This window comes from Plantactinospora sp. CNZ321 (assembly GCF_004217235.1).
The window spans coordinates 2,642,691-2,665,002 of record NZ_SHKQ01000001.1; the positions used below are offsets into that span (position 1 = coordinate 2,642,691).

Consider the following 22,312-nt stretch of genomic DNA (forward strand, 5'->3'; position numbering starts at 1 on the left):
CCCGGCACCGACAAACTCGGGTCGGACATACCGGCCTCATCCGGCGTCGCGCAGGAGTTGGGCGGCCCGCTCCGGTGGGATGTCGTTGATGAAGACCCCCATCGCCGACTCCGAGCCGGCCAGGTATTTCAGCTTGTCGGCCGCCCGCCGGATGCTGAACACCTGCAGGTGCAGGTGCGCCAGACCGGAGTCGGCGTGTACCGGCGCCTGGTGCCAGGCCGCGATGTACGGCAGCGGCCGGTCGAAGAGCCGGTCGAACCGGCGCAGCAGGTCCAGGTAGAGCGGGCCGAAGGCGTCCCGCTCGGCGTCGTCCAGCGCCGGGATGTCCGGTACCGGCCGGTGCGGCGCGACGTGCACCTCGAACGGCCAGCGGGCCGCCGCCGGCACGTACGCCGTCCAGTGCTCGTTGGCCAGTACCACCCGCTGCCCGGCGTCCCGCTCGGCGGCGAGTACGTCGGCGTAGAGGTTGCGTCCGCCGGTGCGTTCCGCGTGCCGCCGCGCGGCCGCCAGCATCGCCCGGCCGCGTGGCGGCAGGAACGGGTACGCGTAGATCTGGCCGTGCGGGTGGTGCAGGGTCACCCCGATCTCCACCCCCCGGTTCTCGAAGCAGAAGACCTGCTCCACCCCGGGCAGTCCGGCCAGCGCGGCGGTACGGTCGGCGAGCGCCTCCAGCACGGTACGCACCCGGGCCGGCGCCAGGGTGGCGAACGACGCGGAGTGGTCGGCGGTGAAGCAGACCACCTCGCACCGTCCCGTCCCCGGCCGGACCGCCGTGTACGGGGTGAGCTGGCCGGGCGGGTCACCGGGCCGGTCGCTGAAGGAGGGGAAGCGGTTCTCGAAGACCACCACGTCGTAGTCGTACGCCGGGATCTCGCTGGACCGCTCCGGAGTGGACGGACACAGCGGGCACTGGTCGCTCGGCGGCAGGAAGATCCGGCCCTGCCGGTGCGCGGCGACCGCGACCCACTCGTCGACCAGCGGGTCGTAGCGGAGCTGCGAGGCCGGCGGCGGCAGCGGCAGGTCGCGGCGGTCCGGCCCCTCCCGGACCGCGTCCGGGTGCTCGTCGAAGTAGATCAGCTCGCGCCCGTCGGCCAGTTTGACCGCCATCCGCCTCACGACGTCACCTCGCAGAGCAGTAGTTCCGGCACGTGCGCCCGGAGGATCTCCCGGACCGGTTCGGGCAGGCCGGTGTCGCAGACCAGGGTGTGCGCCTCGCCGAGTTCGGCGAAGGACGAGATCCCCACCGTGGCCCACTTGGTGGAGTCGGCCAGCACCACCAGCCGGTCCGTCGCGGCCAGCAGCGCCCGGTTGGTCTCCGCCTCCAGCAGGTTCGGGGTGCTGAACCCGGCCCGCTCGCTCATCCCGTGCACGCCGAGGAAGACCAGGTCCAGGTGGAGCGAGCGGATGGTGGCCACCGCCACCGGCCCGACCAGCGCGTCGGACGGGGTGCGTTCCCCGCCGGTGAGCACCACGGTCTGGTCCGGCCGGCCGGACCGGTACAGGATCTCGGCGACCGGGATCGAGTTGGTGACCACGGTCAGCGCCGGCACCCCGACCAGCCGGCGGGCGAGTTCGGCGGTGGTCGTACCCGCGGAGAGCGCGACCGCCATCCCGGGGGTGACCAGCCGGGCGGCCTCGGCCGCGATGGCGGCCTTCTCGGCCCGCTGCCGCACCGACTTGGCCGCGAAGCCCGGCTCGTCGGTCGAACCGGGCCGGGCGGTGGTCGCCCCGCCGTGCACCTTGGCCAGCAGGCCGCGTTCGGCCAGCGCCTCCAGGTCGCGCCGGATCGTCATGTCGGAGACGCCGAACTCGCCGGCCAGCTCGGTGACCCGGACCCCGCCGGCCGTGCGGACCCGGTCGAGGATGGCCGCCTGGCGCTGCTGGGCCAGCATCACGCGGTCCCGGCCGGTTCCGGCCGCTGCGCCAGCACCGCGACGCCGTACGGCTCGACCCGGGTCGGCCCGGCCCACCGGACGCCGGTCAGCAGGTCGGTACCGGCCGCGTCGACCTCGGCCGGCCGGTCGGAGCGGTTGAGCAGGAAGAGGTACGACCGGCCGTCCGGATGCCGACGCCGGATCTGCTCCACCCCGGGTACCGCCGGCGCGGCCGCGGCGGCACCGGCGTCGTCCGCGATCCGGGCCAGCAGCCGGCCCAGCGCGGTCTGCTCCAACCGGGTACCGAGATACCAGGCCGCCCCGCCCTCCCCGGCCGAGGGGTCCGCAGCGTGCGCGGCGCCGGCCCGGCGGGTGATCGCCGGACCGCCGGGGACCGGCCCGTTGTCGTACCTGACCAGCACCTCGGCGTCGGGGGCGGCGAGCGCCTCGGTCCAGACCGCCGCCGAGGTGCCGTCGTCGAGGCGTACCGTGCCGCCGGCGGGGAGCGGGAAGAACTCCTCGACCCGGATGCCGAGCAGCTCGGCGAAGGCGCCCGGCAGCGGGGCGGGACGGACCCGGTCGCACTCGTCCACCAGCCCGCTGTACGGGCCGACCACCAGGGTGCCGCCGGAGCGGACGTACCCGGTCAGGTTGCCGATCGCGGCGTCGTCGACCAGGTAGAGCGCCGGCGCGAGTACCAGTTTGTAGCCGGTCAGGTCGGCGCCGGGCGCGGCCAGGTCGGCGGTGATCCCGGCCCGCCAGAGCGCGCTGTGCCAGCGGCGGATTTCGTCGAAGGCGACCATGTCGGTACTCGGCTGGTTCGCCGCCTCCTGGGCCCAGACGGAGGAGTAGTCCAGCAGTACCGCGACCTCCGCCTCGGTGCGGGAGCCCTCGATCTCGGCGAGCGCCCGCAGGTGCCGGCCGAGCTGGACCACCTCGCGCCAGATCTTCGAGTCGGTGCCGGCGTGCGGCAGCATCGCCGAGTGCCACTTCTCCGAACCGGCCCGGCTGGCCCGCCACTGGAAGAAGAGCGCACCCTCCGAGCCCCGGGCGACGTGTGCCAGCGCGTCCCGGACGAGCTGCCCGGCCGGCTTGGCCAGGTTGCGCGGCTGCCAGTTGACCGCGCTGGTGGAGTGCTCCATCAGCAGCCACGGGCCACCGGCCAGCGACCGGCTCAGGTCGGCGGCGAAGGCGATCTGGGCCGGCGGTTCCAGCGGGTGCTCGCCGAGCAGGTAGTGATCGTTGGAGAGCAGCCGGTCCGGGCCGGTCAGCTCCCGACCCCAGGCCCAGTAGTCCAGGTTGACGCAGCTCGCCGTCATCAGGTTGGTGGTGACCGGTACGCCGGGGGAGAGCCGGTGCAGTGCGTCCCGTTCGGCCGTGAAGCAGGCCAGGTGCTCGTCGGAGCTGAACCGCCGGAAGTCCAGCACCTGTGCGGGGTTCGAGGAGGTCGGGGTGGCCCGGGGCGGCTGCACCTGTGCCCAGTCGGTGTAGGTCTGCGACCAGAACGCCGTACCCCAGGCCGCGTTCAGCGCGTCGAGGTCGCCGTACCGCTGCCGCAGCCAGTCGCGGAACGCATCGGCGGAGGTGTCGCAGTAGCAGTGCGCGTTGTGGCAGGCGTACTCGTTGTGCACGTGCCAGGCGGCCAGCGCCGGGTGCGTGGCGTAGCGTCGGGCGAGTTGCTCGGTCAGCGCCAGGGCGGCCCGGCGGTAGACCGGTGAGCTGGCGCAGATCGCCTGCCGGCTGCCGTAGGTCAGCCGCCGCCCGTCCGCGTCCACCGGCAGCGTCTCCGGGTGGGTGTGGGAGAACCATGGCGGCGGGGAGGCGGTGGCGGTGGCCAGGCAGACCCCGATCCCTCCGGCGTGCAGCATGTCCATGATCCGGTCCAGCCGGTCGAAGTCGTACCGCTCGGGGGCCGGTTCGAGCCAGGCCCAGGCGAAGACGCCGACGGTGACCAGGTTGACCCCGGCCTCCCGCATCAGCGCCACGTCCCGCGGCCAGACCTCCTCGGGCCACTGCTCCGGGTTGTAGTCCCCGCCGTAGCTCAGACCCTCGACGTTCGGCACCAGACCGCCCACACCGCCTCCAACGCGCTCGCACGTGATCCAACAGATACGAACACTAGCGCGCGTGGGTGTGCGTGAGGTGTCAGGAGGGGGCCCTTCTGGATCAGAATGCGATGAGAGGGGGCCCTTCCTTACAGTTGTTGGAGGCGGGGCTCGACCCAGCCGGTCTCGGTCAGGTGCGCGAAGAGCAGGTGCACGCACTCCTGCACCGTCAGGTCGGTGGTGTCGAGCACCAGCTCGGCGTCGGTCGGCTCCTCGTACGGGTCGTCGATGCCGGTCATCCCGGTGAGCTGGCCGGCCCGGGCGCGCGCGTACAGGCCCTTGCGGTCCCGCCGCTCGCAGACCTCCAGCGGGGTGGCGACGTGCACCAGTACGAAACCGGCCCCGGCGGCCCGGGCCATCTCCCGGGCGGTCGCCCGCGCCCGGGCGTACGGGGCGATCGGGCAGCAGATGGCGAGGCCCCGGTGCCGGGCGACCTCGGCGGCGACCCAGCCGATCCGGCGTACGTTCAGGTCGCGGTCCGCCCGGCTGAAGCCCAACCCGGCGGAGAGTTCCCGGCGGACCACGTCACCGTCGAGCAGGGTGATCGTGCGGTCCCCGCTCTCCCGCAGCACGTCGGCCAGGCCCCGGGCGATGGTCGACTTGCCCGAGCCGGAGAGCCCGGTGAGGAAGACCACCAGTCCCCGGTGCCGGCGGGGCGGCCGGGCCCGGGTCAGCTCCTTGGCGACCGCCGGCGGGGTGTGCCACTCCGGCAGCGGGAAGCCACGGTCGAGCAGGTCCTCGATCTCCTCCTGCCCCAGCGGCAGTCGCCGGTTACGCGGCGGGATGTCGTCCCGCCACCGCCACTGGCCGTCCCGGTTGTCGTAGGCCAGCTCGCGGGGGACCAGCATGCGCAGCCCGCCACCGGTGAGCATCTCGGTGGTGGAGAGGACGTGGGTCACCCCGTAGGCCCGGGCCACCCGGGCCCGGAGCAGCGCGTCCCAGATGTCGTCGCCGCGCCGGGCGATCGGTACCGCGACGATGGTGGCCGGGGGCATCCGGTCGCGGGCCCCGAATATGCTCCGGACCAGCGCCTCCGGCGGCAGCCCGTCCGGGCCGGTGTTGGCGACCGGCACCAGGATGAGCAGGTGGGCGGCGAGCGTCCGTACCGCGTGGGCGATCTGTGCGAGTTGCGGCCGGTGCAGCGGCCGGTCGGCGATCACCCCGAGCACCCGGCCCGGTGGCAGCAGCTCCCGGACCTCGGCCGGAGACCGGCGGAGCCGCTGGAACGGGCCGTGGCCGCCGTCGCCGATCCGGCGCACCGGGCCGCCGACACCGCACCAGCCCTGGGTGGTCGGCCAGAGGTCGGTGACCTCCAGCAGCGCGGTCGGTGCCCCCTCCGGGTCGGTGAGGACCAGGCCGCGCTCGACCGGATTGTTCAGGTCGATGCCGCTGACCAGGTCGGCCGGGACCTGGAGGGTCACCGGAACCGGCCAGGAGGAGCCGTCGGCGAGCCGGCCGCGCCGGGCCACCGAGCCGAGGTCGGCCCGGCCCATGAAACCGGCGAGCGGGGCGTACGCTCCGGAGAGCAGCAACTCCAGGTCGGCCAGCTCATACGGGCGCGGCGTGTACGCCGGAGCGTCACGCAGCAACTCATCGGGCAGCACCCACCCGTTGCTCATCCGCACTCCCCAACTACCCGGCCAGCCGGCACACAGTTTCGCAGCCGGCCGCCGATCGGTCGAGACCGCCACTCCCGTTTGGACGCCCGGATCGACAGCACCACGCGTCCGGCAGCGCCGGGTTCGGTCTTCGGCTTTCAGGAGGTTACCCAACCCGGCGCCGGGTCGTGCCGAAAGTCCTACCCCGGCCCCTAGGGGAGGCCCGGCTCCGACGCTCGCCGATTCGGGGTAGTTCCAGGGTGGTTTCCGGACCTCCCGGTCGGGCCACCGGCCCTAGGCTGGCAGCGTGACACTGATCGCGACCCAGTCGCTGACCAAGACGTACGGCAATCGGGTGACCGCGTTGTCCGACCTGACGGTCACCGTCGAGCCGGGCATCGTCGGTCTGGTCGGAGCCAACGGTGCGGGCAAGTCGACCTTCATCAAGATCATGCTCGGCCTGTTGGAGCCGACCGGCGGACAGGCCCGGGTGCTCGGCCTCGACCCGATGACGGACGGGCACCAGGTCCGGGCCCGGGTCGGCTACATGCCCGAGCACGACTGCCTGCCGCCGGACCTGTCGGCCGCGGAGTTCGTCACGCACATGGGACGGATGAGCGGGCTGCCCAAGACGACCGCCCGGGAGCGGGCCTCCGAGACGCTGCGGCACGTCGGTCTCTACGAGGAGCGCTACCGCCAGGTCGGCGGCTACTCCACCGGCATGAAACAGCGGGTCAAGCTGGCCCAGGCACTGGTGCACGACCCCGACCTGCTGCTGCTCGACGAGCCGACCAACGGGCTGGACCCGGCCGGCCGCGACGCCATGCTCACCCTGATCGAGCGGATCGGCACCGAGTTCGGCATCTCGGTCCTGGTCTGCTCGCACCTGCTCGGCGAGGTCGAACGGATCTGCGACGCGCTCGTCGCGATCGAGGGCGGCCGGCTGCTCCGCTCCGCACAACTGGCCGACATGACCGCGGTGACCGAGGTGCTCTCGGTCGAGGTGAGCGAGGGCAGCGACGAACTGGCCGCCCGGCTCACCGCCGCCGGCCTCCCGATCCGGCGCGACGGCCGGCTGCTGCTCGTACCGCTGCTCGACGCGGGGACGGTGCCGGTCGGCGCGCAGGCGCGGGACTCGGCACTCGACAAGACGTACGACCTGATCCTGACCGCGGTCGCCGAGCTGGACCTGCCGCTGCACCGGCTCGACCAGCGGCGGCACCGGGTCGTCGAACTCTTCGCCACCGACCCGGCCCGGGTTCCCGAGTCGACCGGTGCCGGCACGGCCCTGGAGGGCGCACGATGACCACGCTCGACGTCCCGCAGACCGACCGCCCGGCCGGGGTCATCCACGACATCGGATACCAGCGGTACGACGGTCCCCGGCTCGGCCGGCGACACCTGCTCGGCGGGCTCTACCTGCACAGCCTGCGTACCGCCTTCGGGCTCGGTCGCACCTTCAAGGCGAAGATCTTCCCGTGGCTGATCGTCGGGGTGGTCGGGGTGGTCGCCGCGGTGCTGATCGCGGTCCGGGCCCAGATCGGCGAGGCGCCGCTGGATTACGCCGAGTTTCCCGAGGCGCTCAGCGTGCTGATCATCTTCTTCTGCGCCATCGTCGCGCCGGAACTCGTCTCCCGGGACCTGCACAGCGGGGTGCTGCCGCTCTACTTCGCCCGCCCGCTGCACCGCTCGGACTACGCGCTGGTCAAGCTGGCCGCGCTGATCTCGGCCACGTTCCTGACGGTCGGCGTGCCGCTGACGGTGATGTTCGCCGGCGCCGCCTTCATGGTCGACGGCATCGGGGCGGTCTGGGACGAGCTCGGTGACTTCCTGCCGGCGCTCGGCTACGTCGCCGTGCACGCGGTCGTCTACTCCGTGCTGGCGCTGCTGGTCGCCTCCCTGGTCCGGCGCCGGGCCGTCGCGGCCGGGGCGATCGTCGGGGCGTTCCTGCTGACCACTCCGGTGGTCGTGGTGCTGTCGGTGCTGCCGTACGAGGCCGCGACCCAGCTCGCCTGGCTGGCCAGTCCGGTCACCCTGGTCGGCGGGATCGGGGACTGGGCGTTCGAGGCGAGCAGTGATTTCGACGTCGACCCGTACGGCCCGCTGTACGGCCTGGTCGGGGTCGCCATGGTCGTCGCCGGAACCCTGCTGCTGCTCGCCCGCTACCGGAAGGTCGCCGCAAAATGAGTGACGTGGAACTGGCCGGGGTCTCCCGCTGGTACGGCAACGTGGTGGCCGTCAACGACGTGTCGATGCGCCTCGGCGCCGGCGTGACCGGGCTGCTCGGGCCGAACGGTGCCGGCAAGACCACCGTGCTGCACATGATGGCCGGGTTCCTGGCCCCCTCGAAGGGCACGGTGACGCTGGACGGCGAACCCACCTGGGGCAACCCGGCGGTCTACCGGCGGCTCGGCCTGGTGACCGAGCGCGAGTCGGTCTACGACTTTCTCAGCGCGTACGAGTTCGCGCTGGCCAGTGCCCGGCTGCACCGGCTGGCCCAGCCGGAGGCGGCGGCCCGGCGGGCGCTCGAACTCGTCGAGCTGACCGACGCGCAGGACCGCCGGATCGGCACGTACTCCAAGGGCATGCGCCAGCGGGCCCGGGTCGCCGCCGCCCTGGTGCACGACCCGGAGGTGCTGCTGCTGGACGAGCCGTTCAACGGCATGGACCCGAGGCAGCGGCTGCACATGATGGAGCTGCTGCACTCGCTCGGCGGGCAGGGCCGGACGATCCTGTTCAGCTCGCACATCCTGGAGGAGGTCGAGCAGGTCTCCGGCACGGTCCAGGTGATCGTCTCGGGCCGGCTGGCCGCCTCCGGCGACTTCCGGACCATCCGCCGGCTGATGACCAACCGGCCGCACGTCTTCGCGGTCCAGTCCAGCGACGACCGGCGGCTGGCGGTGGAGCTGATCGGCCAGCCCTCGGTGAACGGGGTGGACGTGACCCGGGACGGGCTGACCGTCCGGGCCAGCGACTACGGCAGCTTCACCCGGACGCTGCCGAAGATCGCGCTGGCCTCCGGCATCCGGGTCCGCCGGCTGCTGCCGTCGGACGAGTCCCTGGAGAGCGTGTTCTCCTACCTGGTGGAGGCGTAGGGCCGTGAGTGCGAGGAGTGAGCCGGTTTTGCGAGCCCCGCAGTCGCGAACGAAGGAGTGGCCGTGAGCGCGAGGAGTGAGCCGGTTTTGCGAGCCCCGCAGTCGCGAACGAAGGAGTGGCCGTGAGTGCGAGGAGTGAGCCGGTTTTGCGAGCCCCGCAGTCGCGAACGAAGGAGTGACCATGTCGACCGTTGCCTGGATCACCGCCCGTGGCCTCTTCGGCCGTCGCCGGTTCCTGCTGCTCTTCCCGCTGCCGGTCCTGCTCGTCGGGCTCGCCGTACTGGCCCGGTCGGCCGGCGTCGACCCGACCCAGTGGGGCGAACCGATCGTGTACGGGCTGGGACTGGGCGTGCTGTTGCCGGTCACCGCGCTGATCGTCGGTACCGGGGTGCTCGGTTCCGAGATCGACGACGGGACGCTGCTGCACATCCTGACCAAGCCGCTGCCCCGCTGGCAGGTCGTGCTGCCGAAGCTGGCCGTGGCGACCGGGGTCACCGCGCTGACCGTCGCCGTACCCCTCTACGTCGCCGGGGTGCTGGTCGACTCCGTACGCTTCGGGCTCGGGCTGGCCGCCGCGAGCGTGGTCGGCGCGCTGGCGTACTCGGCGTTCTTCCTGGCCCTGAGCCTGCTGACCCGGCGCCCGGTGTTGCTCGGCCTGGTCTACGTGCTGATCTGGGAGGGGCTGCTGAACAGCATCGTCAGCGGTACCCGGGTGCTGTCGGTGCAGCACTACGTGGTGACCCTGACCGACCGGATCGCGCCGACGGCGCTGCTGGACGGGTCGGTGTCGCTGCCGGTGGCGATCGTGATGAGCGCGCTCTTCACGGTCGGCTTCACGATGCTGGCGGTCCGCCGCCTGGGTAGGTTCAGCGTGGCCGGCGAGACGAGCTGACGGCGCCACGGCCCGACGGCGACCCGCCGCCCATCCTCGGCCGATGACGGCCGACCCTCGCGCATCACCGGAGCCGCTGTCCCGACCGGGACAGCGGCTCCCCCCGTGACCGCTCGGTCTTGACATCGACGGCCGTCATGTCGAAAATTTACGCCAGCGCCGCAGGCGGTGAAAATTACCGGCCAAACGCCGCCGGTGTGGGGGCGCGGCGTTCACCGTGGGCGTGCGGCTCACCGCGCTGCCCGCACCGTCGAGTTCATCCGTGATCCAGCTGTCACGCCACCCCCGGTCTCGGCTGTCACATCCACCCGTGGACGGCACCACCCGTCCACATCCCCTGGGAGGAACCCATGCCCGACGCACCCCTCGTACGCAGGCGGGTCCTGCTCGCCGCGGCTGCCGGTCTGGTCGCCGCGCCCCTGCTCGCCAGCCCGGCCCAGGCCGCGACGCCCAAGATCTATCTCGACCCCGGCCACGGCGGCACCGACTCCGGCGCGGTCGGAAACGGCCTCCAGGAGAAGGCGCTGACCCTCGACATCGCGCTGCGCACCCGCACCTATCTGGAGAACAACTGGACCGTCTCGGTCCGCATGTCCCGCACCTCGGACATCACCCGGAGCCTGTCCTGGCGGACCAGCGACGCGAACTCCTGGGGCGCCAACATCTTCGTGAGCATCCACATCAACGCCGGTGGCGGCACCGGCTTCGAGAGCTACGTCTATCCGTCGGCCGGTTCGGCGACCCAGCGCCTCCAGGACTACGTGCACGCGGCGGTGTTGAGCAACGCCCGCGGCGTCGCCTCGGTCACCGACCGTGGCCAGAAGACGGCCAACTTCCACGTGCTGCGCGAGACCGCGATGTCGGCCGTGCTCACCGAGAACCTCTTCATCGACCGGGCCGCCGACGCCAACCTGCTCGGCCAGGCCGCGTTCCGGCAGGCGCTCGCCGTCGGACATGCCCAGGGCATCGCCCGTTACTTCGGGCTGGCCTGACCGGTCCGGCGATCGGGCTAGTTCCGGGAAAGAGTGCCTTCCGGCGTCGGCTGGAGGCACTCTTTCCCGGAAACAGTAGACCTCGTCCGGTTCAGCCGGTGTTGCGCATCCCGGCGGCGATCCCGTTGACGGTGGTGAGCAGGGCCCGCTCCAGCGCCGTACCGTCGCCGGGGGCGCGCCGGCCGCCCGGCGCGGTCGCCATGGCCCGACCGGCGGCGCCGGAGTCGCGGTACTGCCGCAGCAGCGCCACCTGGAGGTGGTGCAGCGGCTCCAGGTAGGTGTCCCGGACGGCGAGGGTGCGTTGCAGCACGGGGGAGTTCTCCAGCAGCGCGGGGGAGGCGGTGATGGCCAGCACCTCCTGCTTGGTCAGCTCGTACTCCGCCTCGATCATGTGGAAGATCGGGTGCAGCGGCTCCGGGACCAGGGTCTCGACGTACCGGCGGGCGATGTTCAGGTCGGTCTTGGAGAGCATCATCTCGACGTTCGACAGGAACGTGCCGAAGAAGTGCCAGGCCCGGTGCATCTCGGCCAGGATGTCGGACATCCCGGCCTCGCGGGCGGCGGCCAGCCCCGAGCCGACTCCGAACCAGCCGGGGACGATCTGCCGGGTCTGGGTCCAGCCGAAGACCCACGGGATGGCCCGCAGCCCGGCCAGCCCGGCACCGGTGTTCGGTCGCTTCGCCGGCCTGGAGCCGATGTTGAGCGCGCCGAGCAGCTCGGTCGGGGTGGAGGCCCAGAAGTACGCCGGCAGGTCCGGATTCTCCACCAGCGACCGGTAGCGCCGGTATGCCGCGCCGGAGACCACGTCCATGGTGGCGTCCCAGCGGTCCAGCGCCTCGGCGGGCTGCCGGGGGGTGGTGTGCAGCAGGGTGCTCTGCAACACCGCCGCCAGGGTGAGCTCCAGGTTCTCCCGGGCCAGCGAGGGCAGGGTGTACTTGTCGGAGATGACCTCGCCCTGCTCGGTCACCTTGATCTCGCCGTCCAGCGTGCCGTACGGCTGGGCGAGGATCGCCTCGTGGGTGGGTCCGCCGCCGCGGCCGACCGTACCGCCCCGGCCGTGGAAGAGCCGCAGCCGTACGTTGTGCCGGGCGGCCACGTCCCGCAGCGCGCGCTGGGCCCGGTGGATGGACCACTGCGAGGTGGTGATCCCGGCCTCCTTGTTGGAGTCGGAGTAGCCGAGCATCACCTCCTGCACGTCGCCCCGGGCCGCCACGATCGCCCGGTACGCCGGCAGCGACAGCATCTCGTCGAGGAGTTCGCCCCCGGCGTCCAGCTCGGCCGGGGTCTCCAGCAGCGGCACGAAGCCGATCCGGGCCCGGCCGGTGTGCACGTCGACCAGCCCGGCCTCCCGGGCCAGCACCACGGCGGCGAGTACGTCGTCCACGCCGAGCGTCATCGAGATCACGTACGACTCGATCACCTCGACGCCGAACCGTTCCTGCACCTCCCGGATGGCGCCGAAGACGTCGAAGGTCTTCCGGGCCGACTCGGTCAGCGGGGTGTCCATGGTGGAGAGAGGACGGCGGCCGGCCAGCTCCTCGGCGAGCAGTTTGGTCCGCTCGTTCCGGCTCAGCGTCGCGTAGTCCGGCACCTCGCCGACCTGGGTGTAGAACTGGGAGACCACCACGTGGTGCGCCTCGGCGTGCTCCCGGATGTCCATCGTCGCCAGGTGCGGGCCGAAGGCGGCGACGGTGCGGATCGCCGAGGCGAGCCGGCCGACCGCGGTGAGCTGGCCGGAGTTGCGGGCCAGCGAGGCGCGCATCAGCTCCAGGTCGGCGAGGAGGTCGGCGGAGCCCCGGTAGTCCCGCCCCGGCACGTGCGCGGTGCCCTGGTTGAGCCGGCGGCGGGTGTTGGCCAGCTTGGCCCGGACACACCGGGCCTTGAGCCGGTAGGGCTCCTCGGCGTTGACCCGGCGGAACCGGGGGGCGACCTCGGGGAGCGCGTCCAGGTCCTTGGCGAGGCTGGCGCTCAGGTCGAGGCTGACCCCGCGCAGCCGGCGGGAGACCGAGATCTCGTTGATCAGTGCCTCCATCGCCGCCTCGGTCGCCTGGATGCCGTGCTCGTACTGGATCAGCAGCACGTCCCGGGTGACCTGCGGGGTGACGAAGGGGTTGCCGTCCCGGTCGCCGCCGATCCAGGTGCCGAAGGTCAGCGGCCGGGCGGTCGGCGCGGTCTCCACGCCCAGCCCGCGCAGCGTGTCGGCGAGGTCGTCGAGGACCTGCGGCGCCGCCTCGGCGTAGAGGTCACGCAGGTAGTAGATGGCGTTGCGGGCCTCGTCGGTCGGGTCCGGCCGGTCGAGTCGCAGCTCGTCGGTCTGCCAGAGCAGGTCGAGCAGTTCGGCCAGCCGCCGGTTGGCCGGGCCCTCGTCACTGGCCCCGTAGAGGATCGCGGCGGCGGCCTCGGCGTCGAGTTCGTCGGCGACGGCGCGCAGCTTGGAGAGGATCGACCGGCGGGCGGCCTCGGTCGGGTGGGCGGTGAAGACCGGCCGGACGGAGAGGCGGCGGGCCACCGAGGCGATCTCCTCGGGAGGCACGCCGCGCTCCCGGATCAGCCGGGCGGCCTGGTCGAGCCAGCCGCCGTGCGCGGCCCGCTGCCGGCGCAGGTCGCGGGAGCGGTGCACCTGTTCGGTGATGTTGGCCAGGTGGAAGTAGGTGGAGAAGGCGCGGGCCAGCTTGGTGCCGGTGGTCACGTCCATCGCGCCGAGCCGCTGGGCGGCCGCCTCCGCGTCGTGCCGGACCAGCGCGCGGACCTCCTCGACCAGGTCGAGCAGGGGTGGGCCCTCCTGGCGGGCGAGGGTCTGGCCGAGGAGCTTGCCGAGCCGGCGGATGTCGGCCCGCAGCGCGGCGTCGGGCCCGTCGTGATCATGCTGGTCGGTCACCGTGCGCTCCTTGATCGAGTACGGAGGACAGCGTTGTCCGACACAGTGGATGCTATCGGCGGCCGGTCGCGGAACGCTAACGAGCCCTGTGCCGTGCTGCCGGCCACGGGTACTGGTAGAGCCTAACCGGCGCCGACAAAACGTACGTTATGTCGAGTCCCGGGCGAAGCCGCCCATGATCGTTAGTTTGCTCACGCTCCTGCCCGCCGTTAGGCGTCGGTGCGCTGGATGCCGTCGAGGAGCAGGCGCAGCCCGAGCCGGTAGGCGTCGGCCATCGCGTCGGGGGTGTCGACGAAGCCGCCCGCCTCCCAGGTGCGGTTCATCGCCGGATAGCGCTCGACGTCGAAGTGCTCCGCCCAGAACGAGTCCCGGTCCGACCACCACTCGTCGGTCGACTGGCCGGTGGCCCGTTCCAGCTGGTCGGTCTCGGCCTGCTGCCGGGCGGCGGCGTCGACGAAGGTGACGATCGCGTCCGCGGCGGCGACCGCCTGCCGGGCCGGCAGGCCGAGGTCGGCGAGGGCGGCCAGCAGGTACTCCTGCTGGGCGAGCAGTCCCGGCCCGAGCGGCGGGCGGACGGTGGAGACCTCCCGGAGCCACGGGTGGCGCTGGTACATCGCCCGGGTCCGCTCCGCGTACAGCTCGATCCGGGCCCGCCAGCCCGCCGGGCCTACGTCGTCCGGGCCGGGCAGGTCGCGTTCGGCCATCACCCCGTCGACCATCAGGTCGATCAGCTCGGCCTTGCCCGGGACGTAGGTGTAGAGGGACATCGTGCCGACGCCCAGTTCCTCGGCGACCCGGGCCATCGACATGGTGGCCAGCCCCTCCCGGTCGGCGAACGCGATAGCGCCCTGCCGGATCTGCCGCACGGTCAGCCGGGGCGGGCGGCCCCGGGTCGGTCTGCCGGTGGTTCCGGTCGTTCCGGGCGACGGCTGGGCGGTCCAGAGCAGCGCCAGGGTCCGGGCCGGATCCCCGCCGCCACTGCGCTCCACCGCCATCGTCGCCTCCGCTCGGGTACGGTCCGGACACCGCTTTCCGTACAATGTACGTGAATAGGCGTACCTTGCGTGAACTGGCGTACCGTCAGCCGTCCAACCGGGCGTACGCGCGAACCGGGAAGCTGGCCATCCCCTCGACCAGTGGCGGCACGGCGGTGAACCGGAACCCCTCCGGGGGGAGCGAGTCCAGCCCGCGCAGGTGTTCCACGATCGGGATGCCGGCGGCGAGCAGGGCGGTGTGCGCCGGCCGGGCGCCGCCGGCGGCCGCGGAGGTGTCGTCGATGTTCACCGAGTCGATGCCGACCAGCGCCGCACCGCCCTCGACCAGCCAGGACGCCCCGTCCCCGGTCAGGTGGGGATGCTCCGGGGCGCCGTAGCCGGGCGAGCCGAACCGGGTGTCCCAGCCGGTGTGCAGCAGCACGGCCCGACCGGCCACCTCGTAGGGGGCCAGCAGCAGCCGGTCGACCGCCCGGACGCCGGGTGGCACCCGCACCACGACACCGGGCAGGTCGGCGAGCCGATCCAGCGGTACGCCGGCCAGGTCGGCCCCGTCGGCGAAGCGGTGCGACGGCGCGTCGACGTACGTCCCGGTGTTGCCGATCATCGTGATCTCACCGATCTGGAACTCGGTGCCGGCGGCGTACCGCTGCCGGGACGCCTCCCGGCTCAGCCACTCGACGATCCGGGGCCCGGGCAGCCCGGGGTAGCTGACCACGCCGTCCCGGATCACGTGGCTCAGCTCGATCAGCCGGGACCGCCGGCCGGGCTCGGCGGCGGTGGCGACCCCGCGCCCGCCCTTGTGCGGCTCGCGGATCAGCTCCTTGCCGGTGATCCGCACCTCGCCGACCATCAGCAGGCCGAGATGCCGGACGAGGAGCGCGGCCAACTCCTCGTCGGTGATCCCGGTGCCCGGGATGTCCAGCCGGAAGCCGTGCACGGTCAGCCCACCGCCGTTGACGAACCGAACCTCCGCGTCGAACCGGACCCGCCACTGCTCCACCATGACCTTCAGTCGATCACGGAACGGCGGTTCCGGCCAAGGGGCCAGGGCGAACGGCAACGGGGGTAGGTCCGGTCGTAGGGACTACGCTGGACCCGACACCCCCCGTCCGCACCGGGCGCGGGGCACTTTCCGCGTGCCCGAATGCAAGTGCGCCCAAAGGCAAGGTTGTGATCTGCGTGCTCACCGGTCTGCTCACCGCCGCGCTCCGCGATCCCGCGCTGGCCCGGGCCCGCTCGCTGGCCCGCACCGGTGGCCCCGACGCCGACGGGCTCGACATCACCGCCCCGCCCACGCTGCGCCCGTTCCTGGTCGCCGCCGTGGCCGCCGACGCGGAGGCGGGCGGCGCCGGGCGGCCGGTGCTCGCCGTGACCGCCACCACCCGGGAGGCCGACGACCTGGCCGCCGCGCTGGGCAGCCTGCTGCCGCCGGAGCGGGTCGTGGTCTATCCGGCCTGGGAGACCCTGCCGCACGAGCGACTCTCGCCCCGGTCCGACACCGTCGGCCGGCGGCTCGGCGTGCTCCGCCGGCTGGCCCACCCCGACCTCGCCGAGCACGCCGGGCCGGTCCGGGTGGTCGTCGCCCCGATCCGCTCGGTGTTGCAGCCACAGCTCAAAGGGCTGGGCGACCTGGAACCGGTCCGGCTGGCCGCCGGTGCCGAGGCCGGGTTGGCCGAGACCGCCCGGCGCCTGACCGACCTCGCGTACGCCCGGGTGGACCTGGTCACCAAGCGCGGGGAGTACGCCGTGCGGGGCGGCATCCTGGACGTCTTCCCGCCCACCGACGAGCACCCGTCCCGGGTCGAGTTCTGGGGCGACGAGGTGGAGGAGATCCGCACCTTCGCCGTCGCCGACCAGCGGACCATCCAGGCGGTACCGGCGCTCTGGGCGCCGCCCTGCCGGGAGCTGCTGCTCACCGGGCCGGTCCGGCACCGCGCCGCCGAGCTGGCGGTCGAGCATCCGGAGCTGGCCGAGATCCTGGACAAGCTCGCCGAGGGGATCCCGGTAGAGGGAATGGAGTCGCTCGCCCCGGCCCTGATCGGCGCGGACTCGCTCGAACTGCTGCTGCACTGCATGCCGGCCGGCAGTCACGTACTGCTCTGCGACCCGGAGCGGATCCGGACCCGGGCGCACGACCTGGTGCGTACCTCGGCGGAGTTCCTGGAGGCGAGCTGGGCCGCGGCGGCCAGCGGTGGCCAGGCCCCGATCGACCTCGGCGCCGCCGCCTTCAAGACCCTGGCGGAGGTACGCGCCACCGCCGCCGCCCTCGGCCAGCCCTGGTGGTCGGCGTCCCCGTTCGGGTTCGGCGCGGCGGCACCCGGCCCGGCCGCCACGGTCGAGCCGTGGGCGGTGGAGCCGGAGCCCGAGGTGACGGTGGTGCCGGACACCGGCGAGTCGCTGGCGCTGCACGCCCAGCCGGTGCCGCTCTACCACGGCGAGACGGCCCGGGTGGTCGACGACCTGTTGCGCTGGGTCGGCGACGGCTGGGGGGTGGCGCTGGTCTTCGAGGGGCACGGGCCGGCGCAGCGCGCCGTCGAGGTGCTCCGGGACGCCGGGCTCGGCGCCGCGCTGACCGAGACCGTGCCGACCCCGCCCGGTGCCGGGGAGCTGGTCGTGGCCTGCGGCGCGCTCAACCACGGCTTCCTGGACGAGCAGGCCCGGTTCGCGGTGGTCACCGGCAACGACATCACCGGTGGCCGGGGTTCGTCGACCCGGGACATGCGCAAGATGCCGAGCCGGCGGCGAAACACCATCGACCCGCTGGAGCTGCGGGCCGGCGACCACGTCGTGCACGAGCAGCACGGCATCGGCCGGTACGTCGAGCTGGTCCAGCGCACCGTCAACGGTGCCGACCGGGAGTACCTGGTCATCGAGTACGCGGCATCCAAGCGCGGCCAGCCCGGCGACCGGCTCTTCGTCCCGACCGACCAGCTCGACCAGCTCTCCCGGTACGTCGGAGGCGAGCAGCCGACCCTGCACCGGATGGGCGGCGCCGAGTGGCAGAAGGCCAAGGCCCGGGCCCGCAAGGCGGTACGGGAGATCGCCGCCCAGCTGGTCCAGCTCTACGCCGCCCGCAAGGCCTCCAAGGGGCACGCGTTCGCCCCGGACACCCCGTGGCAGCGGGAGCTGGAGGACGCCTTCCCGTACACCGAGACGCCGGACCAGCTCGGGGCGATCGAGGAGGTGAAGCGGGACATGGAGCAGCCGACCCCGATGGACCGGCTGATCTGTGGCGACGTCGGGTACGGCAAGACCGAGATCGCGGTCCGGGCCGCGTTCAAGGCGGTGCAGGACGGCAAGCAGGTCGCCGTACTGGTCCCGACCACGCTGCTGGCGCAGCAGCACTACAACACCTTCGCCGAGCGGATGGGGCAGTTTCCGATCTCGATCAGGCAGCTGTCCCGGTTCCAGACGCCGAAGGAGGCCGAGGCGACCCTCGCCGCCGCCGCCGACGGCAGCGCCGACATCGTGATCGGCACCCACCGGCTGCTCCAGTCGGCGACCCGGTTCAAGTCGCTCGGCATGGTGGTGGTGGACGAGGAGCAGCGGTTCGGGGTGGAGCACAAGGAGCACCTGAAGACCCTGCGTACCGCCGTGGACGTGTTGACCATGTCGGCGACGCCGATCCCGCGGACCCTGGAGATGGCGATCACCGGCATCCGGGAGATGTCGACAATCGCCACCCCGCCGGAGGAGCGGCACCCGGTGCTGACCTTCGTCGGGGCGTACGACGACAAGCAGGTCGCGGCGGCGATCCACCGCGAGATGCTCCGCGACGGCCAGGTCTTCTACCTGCACAACCGGGTCGAGTCGATCGACCGGGCGGCCCGGCGGATCCGGGAGCTGGTCCCGGAGGCCCGGGTCGCGGTCGCGCACGGCCAGATGGGCGAGGACGCCCTGGAGAAGGTCATGGTCGGCTTCTGGGAGAAGGAGTACGACGTCCTGGTCTGCACCACGATCGTCGAGTCCGGCATCGACATCCCGAACGCCAACACGCTGATCGTGGAGCGGGCCGACCTGTTGGGGCTGGCCCAGTTGCACCAGATCCGCGGCCGGGTCGGTCGGGGCCGGGAGCGGGCGTACGCCTACTTCCTCTACCCGCCGGAGAAGCCGCTGACCGAGCACGCGCACGAGCGGCTGGCCACCATCGCCCAGCACACCGAGCTGGGCGCCGGCATGTACGTGGCGATGAAGGACCTGGAGATCCGGGGCGCCGGCAACCTGCTCGGCGGCGAGCAGTCCGGGCACATCGAGGGGGTCGGCTTCGACCTCTACGTCCGGATGGTCGGCGAGGCGGTACAGGCGTTCAAGGGCGAGCGGCCGGAGGAGGAGGGCGACATCAAGATCGACCTGCCGGTCGACGCGCACCTGCCGCACGACTACATCGGGGTGGAGCGGCTGCGCCTGGAGATGTACCGCAAGCTCGCCGAGGCCCGGGACGCCGATCGGCTGGCCGAGGTGGTCGCCGAGATGACCGACCGGTACGGCGAGCCGCCCGAGCAGGTGGCGAACCTGGTGGCGGTGGCCCGGTTCCGGCTGCTGGCCCGGGCGTACGGGCTCAGCGACGTCTCGGCCCAGGGCCGGCACCTGCGGTTCTCCCCGCTGCCGCTGCCGGACTCGAAACAGCTCCGCCTCAAGCGCTACCACCCGGACGCGGTCTACAAGTCGGCGACCGACCAGGTCAGCGTGCCGCGGCCGACGACCCGGCGGATCGGCGGCGAGCCGCTGCGCGACCAGGCCCTGCTGGACTGGTGCGCCCAACTCCTCCGCGACGTGCTCGGCGAACCGGCGTCGGCGACGGCGGCCCCGGCGGTGTCAGCGGTGTCGGCGAGGTGAGCGGGGCGGGCGGTTCCGACCCCGTGCCGCGGCCGGCGGGGCTGCGTGAGAGAGTGTCGAGCATGCAGCGTGTCCGTCGTCTGGCTTCGATCGCGGTCATTGCCGTTCTCGGCACCACCGCGCTGTCCGCCTGCCGGTCCGACTCCAGCGTCGCCGTCTACCTCGGGGACAAGCAGATCACCGAGGAGGAGGTGACCTCGGTGCTCGACGATGCCCGGAGCAAGGTGTCACCGAGCGGGCAGCCGGGCGCGACGCCCGAGCCGGGCGCTCCCGAGTCGAAGGCGCCGACCCGGCGCGAGGTGGTCACCACCCTGGTGATGCGGGAGGTCTGCCTCAAGCTCGCCGCCGACAAGGGCTTCAAGCCGTCGGAGCAGGCCCCGATCGAGGAGATCGCCCGGGTGACCGGCCTGCCGGCGGATTCCCGCTACGCGCGGCTCTTCTCCGAGGTGGACGCCTGCCGGGCCGGCATTCCGGTGACCCAGCCGGTCGCGCCGACCCAGGAGGAACTGATGGACGTTGTGGCCCGGGGCCGGGTCGCCGGGGTGATCCCGCCGGACGCCAAGGACGGCGAGGCCGGGCAACAGCTCGACGGTGACGTGCTGCGCCGCGCACTTACCATGCGCAACGCGCTGGTCGAGGCGCTGGAGAGCACCGACGTCACGGTCAACCCGCGCTACCGGCCGCTGGAGTACCCGGTGCTGACCTTCTCGGACAGCAGCCCGGCGGTGGTCGTGCCGATCGGCCAGGCCGGCTCCGACACCGTGATCGATCCCCGCTGAGCGGCGCGGCGACACCCGGCCCGCAGCACCGGCCGTGCCCGATGACCCTGCCGTCGACCAGTCCCACCGCCCGATGACCGGCACACTGCCCGGCCCGGCTGGTCGGATCGTGCTGCTGGTCACCTCGCCCCGGCTACCGGCCGGGCTGCTGACCGCGCCCGCCTGGGACGTCGTACGCGGCTTCCCGGTGCTGGCCGGCGCGGAGAGCGAGTTGAGCGCGGCGGTACGCGCGGCCGGTGCCGAGGTGACCGTCACCCGGTCGCCCGTGCCTGACCTGCTGGCCACGGTCTCCTCGCACGGTACGGCGGTCTGGTTGGCCGGCCCGGCCGGTGACGAGGAGCTGGCCCGGGAGCTGGGGCTGCGGCTGGCCCGCCAACCCGGGCTCGCCGAGCTGGAGCTGATGTACGGCTCCTGGGATCCGCCCGGTGCTCGGCTGCTCGACGTGGTCGCGGTGATGGACCGGCTGGTCTCGCCCGGCGGTGACCCGTGGAAGCAGGCGCAGACCCACGCCTCGCTGGCGCAGTACCTGCTCGAGGAGAGCTACGAGGCGTACGACGCCATCGCAGCGAACGATCTCGTCGCGCTCCGCGAGGAGCTGGGGGACGTGCTGTTGCAGGTGGTGCTGCACGCCCGGCTCGCCGAGAACCTGCCCGAGGACGAGTGCTGGTCGATCGACGACGTGGCCGGCGGCCTGGTGGCGAAGATGGTCCGACGCAACCCGCACGTCTTCGGCGGGGCCGAGGTCGACGACATCGACGAGATCATCGAGAACTGGGAGCGGATCAAGCGGGCCGAGAAGCCCCGGGCCTCGGTGCTGGAGGGCGTCGCGCTCTCCCAGCCGGCGCTGGCACTGGCGGCGAAGGTGCTGCACCGGGTCGACCGGGCCGGGCTGGAGGTGCCGCTGCCGGTGCCCACGGCCGGGGCCGACGAGTCGGCCCGGCTGGGCGCGAGCCTGCTGCACGCGGTGGCCCGGGCCCGGGCGGCGGGCCTGGATGCGGAGTCGGCGCTGCGCCGGGCGACCCTGGACTATGCGGCGACGGTCCGGGCCGCCGAGGGGGACTCCGCCGCGCCGTCCTGAGGTCGTGGCACGGCGCACCGGCGGGACGGCGACCGGGAGACCCGGCCCGGACCGACCGGCGGGCGTTCATCGCGAACCGGTGTGCGATGAGGTGTTGATTGGTCGATCCCGGCCACCGGCAGGCTCGGGATCGCGCGGAGCAGCGCGGTCCCGCCGGGACCTGCCCGCGCCCAGGCCGACGGCGATCCCGACCCCTGCCACCAGCACCCCGACGGTCTGCCCCGGGTCGGGCGGTCGACCGGCCTGGACGGCGGCGGTGAGCAGGGTGGCGACCGGCATCAGCCCGACGAGCACCCCGGCCCGGTCCACCCCGAGCTGGCGCAGCCCGGTGAACCAGGCGAGGAAGGCCACCACGGTCATCATCGCCGCCAGATAGCCGAACGTCGCGGTCTCGGTCGCGGTGGGCGCCCGCCACCGGGCCAGTTCACCCGCCGGGATCGCCGCCGCCAGCAGCAGCGGTACGGCCAGTGCGCAGCTGTACGCCGCGACCCGTACCGGCCCGAGTCGGGGGAGTACGGCGGCGGCGAGCAGCGAGAACGCGATCTCGCCGCCGAACGCACCGAGCGAGGCGAGGATGCCGACCGCGTCGGCCCGGCCGCTGCCCTGGACCAGTGCGGTACCGGCGACCACGATCCCGGCCGCCCCGACCAGCCGGAGCGTCGGTCGCCGGCCGGCGGTGAGCGGGCCGAGCAGGGCGAGCCCGAGCGGTGCGGCGCCGATGAAGGTCCCCACCACGGCCGGGTCGGCGTGCGGCAGCGCGACCAGGATGCAGGCGTTGAACCCGGCCATCCCGGTCAGCGCGAGGGTGGTCAGCACGACCAGCTCCCGCCGGTTCGGCCGGCCGGGCGGGGGCGTGCCGCCGGCCAGCAGTCCGGGAAAGCGGTGGACCAGGGCGAACAGTACGGCGGCGGCCAGCCCGTACCGGGCGGCCTGGCCGGTCAGGTGTGGATAGTCGAGGACCAGTTGACTGAGCGAGACGGAGCTGCCGACCAGCACCATCCCGCCGACGCAGAGCAGCACCGCGACGGGGTTCGAGACCTGCACCGGAGCAACGCTACGGCGTGATTGGTCCATGAGGCAGGGCCAAACCGAGGCGTTGTGACAGGACCATTAGGGTCGGGGCCGCCGGTTCCGGGAGCGGGCTGCCGATATGCCGGCCGACGGGCGGAACGTCGGCCGTCTAGGTTTTC

At 73.0% G+C, this 22,312-nt stretch carries 16 protein-coding genes; 8 read left to right on the forward strand and 8 right to left on the reverse strand.

The features are described 5' to 3' along the window. Positions 1–36 precede the first annotated feature (36 nt). The 4 genes from galT to cysC form a co-directional block, all read right to left on the reverse strand. Entirely contained in the window at positions 37–1,107 is a 1,071-nt protein-coding gene (galT, locus tag EV371_RS11820) for a galactose-1-phosphate uridylyltransferase (protein WP_486484934.1), read from the reverse strand. A gap of 5 nt (positions 1,108–1,112) precedes the next feature. Then, positions 1,113–1,892 carry a DeoR family transcriptional regulator gene (locus tag EV371_RS11825; RefSeq protein ID WP_130462083.1) on the reverse strand — a complete coding sequence of 260 codons (780 nt, stop codon included), beginning with the start codon at positions 1,890–1,892 and terminating at the stop codon, positions 1,113–1,115. After that, complete coding sequence (locus tag EV371_RS11830) at positions 1,892–3,949, reverse strand: beta-galactosidase (protein ID WP_349338996.1); 2,058 nt, start codon at positions 3,947–3,949, stop codon at positions 1,892–1,894. Before EV371_RS11830 ends, EV371_RS11825 begins: the two co-directional genes overlap by 1 nt. 119 nt (positions 3,950–4,068) lie before the next feature. Further along, on the reverse strand, positions 4,069–5,598 hold the full coding sequence (cysC, locus tag EV371_RS11835) for an adenylyl-sulfate kinase (protein ID WP_130462084.1): 1,530 nt from the start codon (positions 5,596–5,598) through the stop codon (positions 4,069–4,071). Between the two features lie 286 nt (positions 5,599–5,884). Here cysC and EV371_RS11840 point away from each other — a divergent pair, with 286 nt between their 5' ends. From EV371_RS11840 to EV371_RS11860, 5 genes are all read left to right on the forward strand, one after another. Next, on the forward strand, positions 5,885–6,883 hold the full coding sequence (locus tag EV371_RS11840) for an ATP-binding cassette domain-containing protein (protein WP_130462085.1): 999 nt from the start codon (positions 5,885–5,887) through the stop codon (positions 6,881–6,883). Further along, a complete protein-coding gene (locus EV371_RS11845; RefSeq protein ID WP_130462086.1) occupies positions 6,880–7,764 on the forward strand; it encodes an ABC transporter permease in 885 nt (294 codons plus the stop codon). The genes EV371_RS11840 and EV371_RS11845 overlap by 4 nt, the downstream gene beginning before the upstream one ends. After that, a complete protein-coding gene (locus tag EV371_RS11850) occupies positions 7,761–8,672 on the forward strand; it encodes an ABC transporter ATP-binding protein (RefSeq protein WP_130462087.1) in 912 nt (303 codons plus the stop codon). The genes EV371_RS11845 and EV371_RS11850 overlap by 4 nt, the downstream gene beginning before the upstream one ends. A 181-nt stretch (positions 8,673–8,853) precedes the next feature. Continuing rightward, on the forward strand, positions 8,854–9,564 hold the full coding sequence (locus EV371_RS11855) for an ABC transporter permease (RefSeq protein WP_130462088.1): 711 nt from the start codon (positions 8,854–8,856) through the stop codon (positions 9,562–9,564). Between the two features lie 350 nt (positions 9,565–9,914). Beyond that, positions 9,915–10,556 carry an N-acetylmuramoyl-L-alanine amidase gene (locus tag EV371_RS11860; protein ID WP_130462089.1) on the forward strand — a complete coding sequence of 214 codons (642 nt, stop codon included), beginning with the start codon at positions 9,915–9,917 and terminating at the stop codon, positions 10,554–10,556. A 91-nt stretch (positions 10,557–10,647) separates the two neighbouring features. Here the strand turns inward: EV371_RS11860 and ppc are convergent, their stop codons facing one another. From ppc to EV371_RS11875, 3 genes are all read right to left on the reverse strand, one after another. After that, the gene (ppc, locus tag EV371_RS11865; RefSeq protein ID WP_130462090.1) at positions 10,648–13,434 is read right to left on the reverse strand and encodes a phosphoenolpyruvate carboxylase; all 2,787 of its coding nucleotides are present in this window, start codon (positions 13,432–13,434) and stop codon (positions 10,648–10,650) included. 209 nt (positions 13,435–13,643) lie between these two features. After that, on the reverse strand, positions 13,644–14,429 hold the full coding sequence (locus EV371_RS11870; RefSeq protein WP_130462091.1) for a TetR/AcrR family transcriptional regulator C-terminal domain-containing protein: 786 nt from the start codon (positions 14,427–14,429) through the stop codon (positions 13,644–13,646). An 85-nt stretch (positions 14,430–14,514) separates the two neighbouring features. Then, positions 14,515–15,432: a cyclase family protein gene (locus EV371_RS11875; protein ID WP_130462092.1), complete on the reverse strand. Its 918-nt coding sequence runs from the start codon at positions 15,430–15,432 to the stop codon at positions 14,515–14,517. A gap of 176 nt (positions 15,433–15,608) precedes the next feature. Here EV371_RS11875 and mfd point away from each other — a divergent pair, with 176 nt between their 5' ends. The 3 genes from mfd to EV371_RS11890 all read left to right on the forward strand — a co-directional run bounded on the left by mfd (position 15,609) and on the right by EV371_RS11890 (position 21,122). Continuing rightward, positions 15,609–19,265: a transcription-repair coupling factor gene (gene mfd, locus EV371_RS11880; protein ID WP_130462093.1), complete on the forward strand. Its 3,657-nt coding sequence runs from the start codon at positions 15,609–15,611 to the stop codon at positions 19,263–19,265. A 62-nt stretch (positions 19,266–19,327) separates the two neighbouring features. Continuing rightward, positions 19,328–20,044 carry a hypothetical protein gene (locus EV371_RS11885; RefSeq protein WP_130462094.1) on the forward strand — a complete coding sequence of 239 codons (717 nt, stop codon included), beginning with the start codon at positions 19,328–19,330 and terminating at the stop codon, positions 20,042–20,044. Between the two features lie 73 nt (positions 20,045–20,117). Further along, complete coding sequence (locus EV371_RS11890; protein WP_130462095.1) at positions 20,118–21,122, forward strand: nucleoside triphosphate pyrophosphohydrolase; 1,005 nt, start codon at positions 20,118–20,120, stop codon at positions 21,120–21,122. Between the two features lie 66 nt (positions 21,123–21,188). Here the strand turns inward: EV371_RS11890 and EV371_RS11895 are convergent, their stop codons facing one another. Further along, a complete protein-coding gene (locus EV371_RS11895) occupies positions 21,189–22,166 on the reverse strand; it encodes a DMT family transporter (protein WP_165436667.1) in 978 nt (325 codons plus the stop codon). Positions 22,167–22,312: the final 146 nt, after the last annotated feature.

Coding starts and splice junctions, on each gene's coding strand:
- EV371_RS11885 (WP_130462094.1), top strand. CDS start 19,328: ATGCAGCGTGTCCGTCGTCTGGCTTCGATCGCGGTCATTGCCGTTCTC.
- EV371_RS11850 (WP_130462087.1), top strand. CDS start 7,761: ATGAGTGACGTGGAACTGGCCGGGGTCTCCCGCTGGTACGGCAACGTG.
- EV371_RS11870 (WP_130462091.1), bottom strand. CDS start 14,429: ATGGCGGTGGAGCGCAGTGGCGGCGGGGATCCGGCCCGGACCCTGGCG.
- EV371_RS11860 (WP_130462089.1), top strand. CDS start 9,915: ATGCCCGACGCACCCCTCGTACGCAGGCGGGTCCTGCTCGCCGCGGCT.
- EV371_RS11890 (WP_130462095.1), top strand. CDS start 20,118: ATGACCGGCACACTGCCCGGCCCGGCTGGTCGGATCGTGCTGCTGGTC.
- galT (WP_486484934.1), bottom strand. CDS start 1,107: ATGGCGGTCAAACTGGCCGACGGGCGCGAGCTGATCTACTTCGACGAG.
- cysC (WP_130462084.1), bottom strand. CDS start 5,598: ATGAGCAACGGGTGGGTGCTGCCCGATGAGTTGCTGCGTGACGCTCCG.
- EV371_RS11825 (WP_130462083.1), bottom strand. CDS start 1,892: ATGCTGGCCCAGCAGCGCCAGGCGGCCATCCTCGACCGGGTCCGCACG.
- EV371_RS11855 (WP_130462088.1), top strand. CDS start 8,854: ATGTCGACCGTTGCCTGGATCACCGCCCGTGGCCTCTTCGGCCGTCGC.
- EV371_RS11875 (WP_130462092.1), bottom strand. CDS start 15,432: ATGGTGGAGCAGTGGCGGGTCCGGTTCGACGCGGAGGTTCGGTTCGTC.
- EV371_RS11845 (WP_130462086.1), top strand. CDS start 6,880: ATGACCACGCTCGACGTCCCGCAGACCGACCGCCCGGCCGGGGTCATC.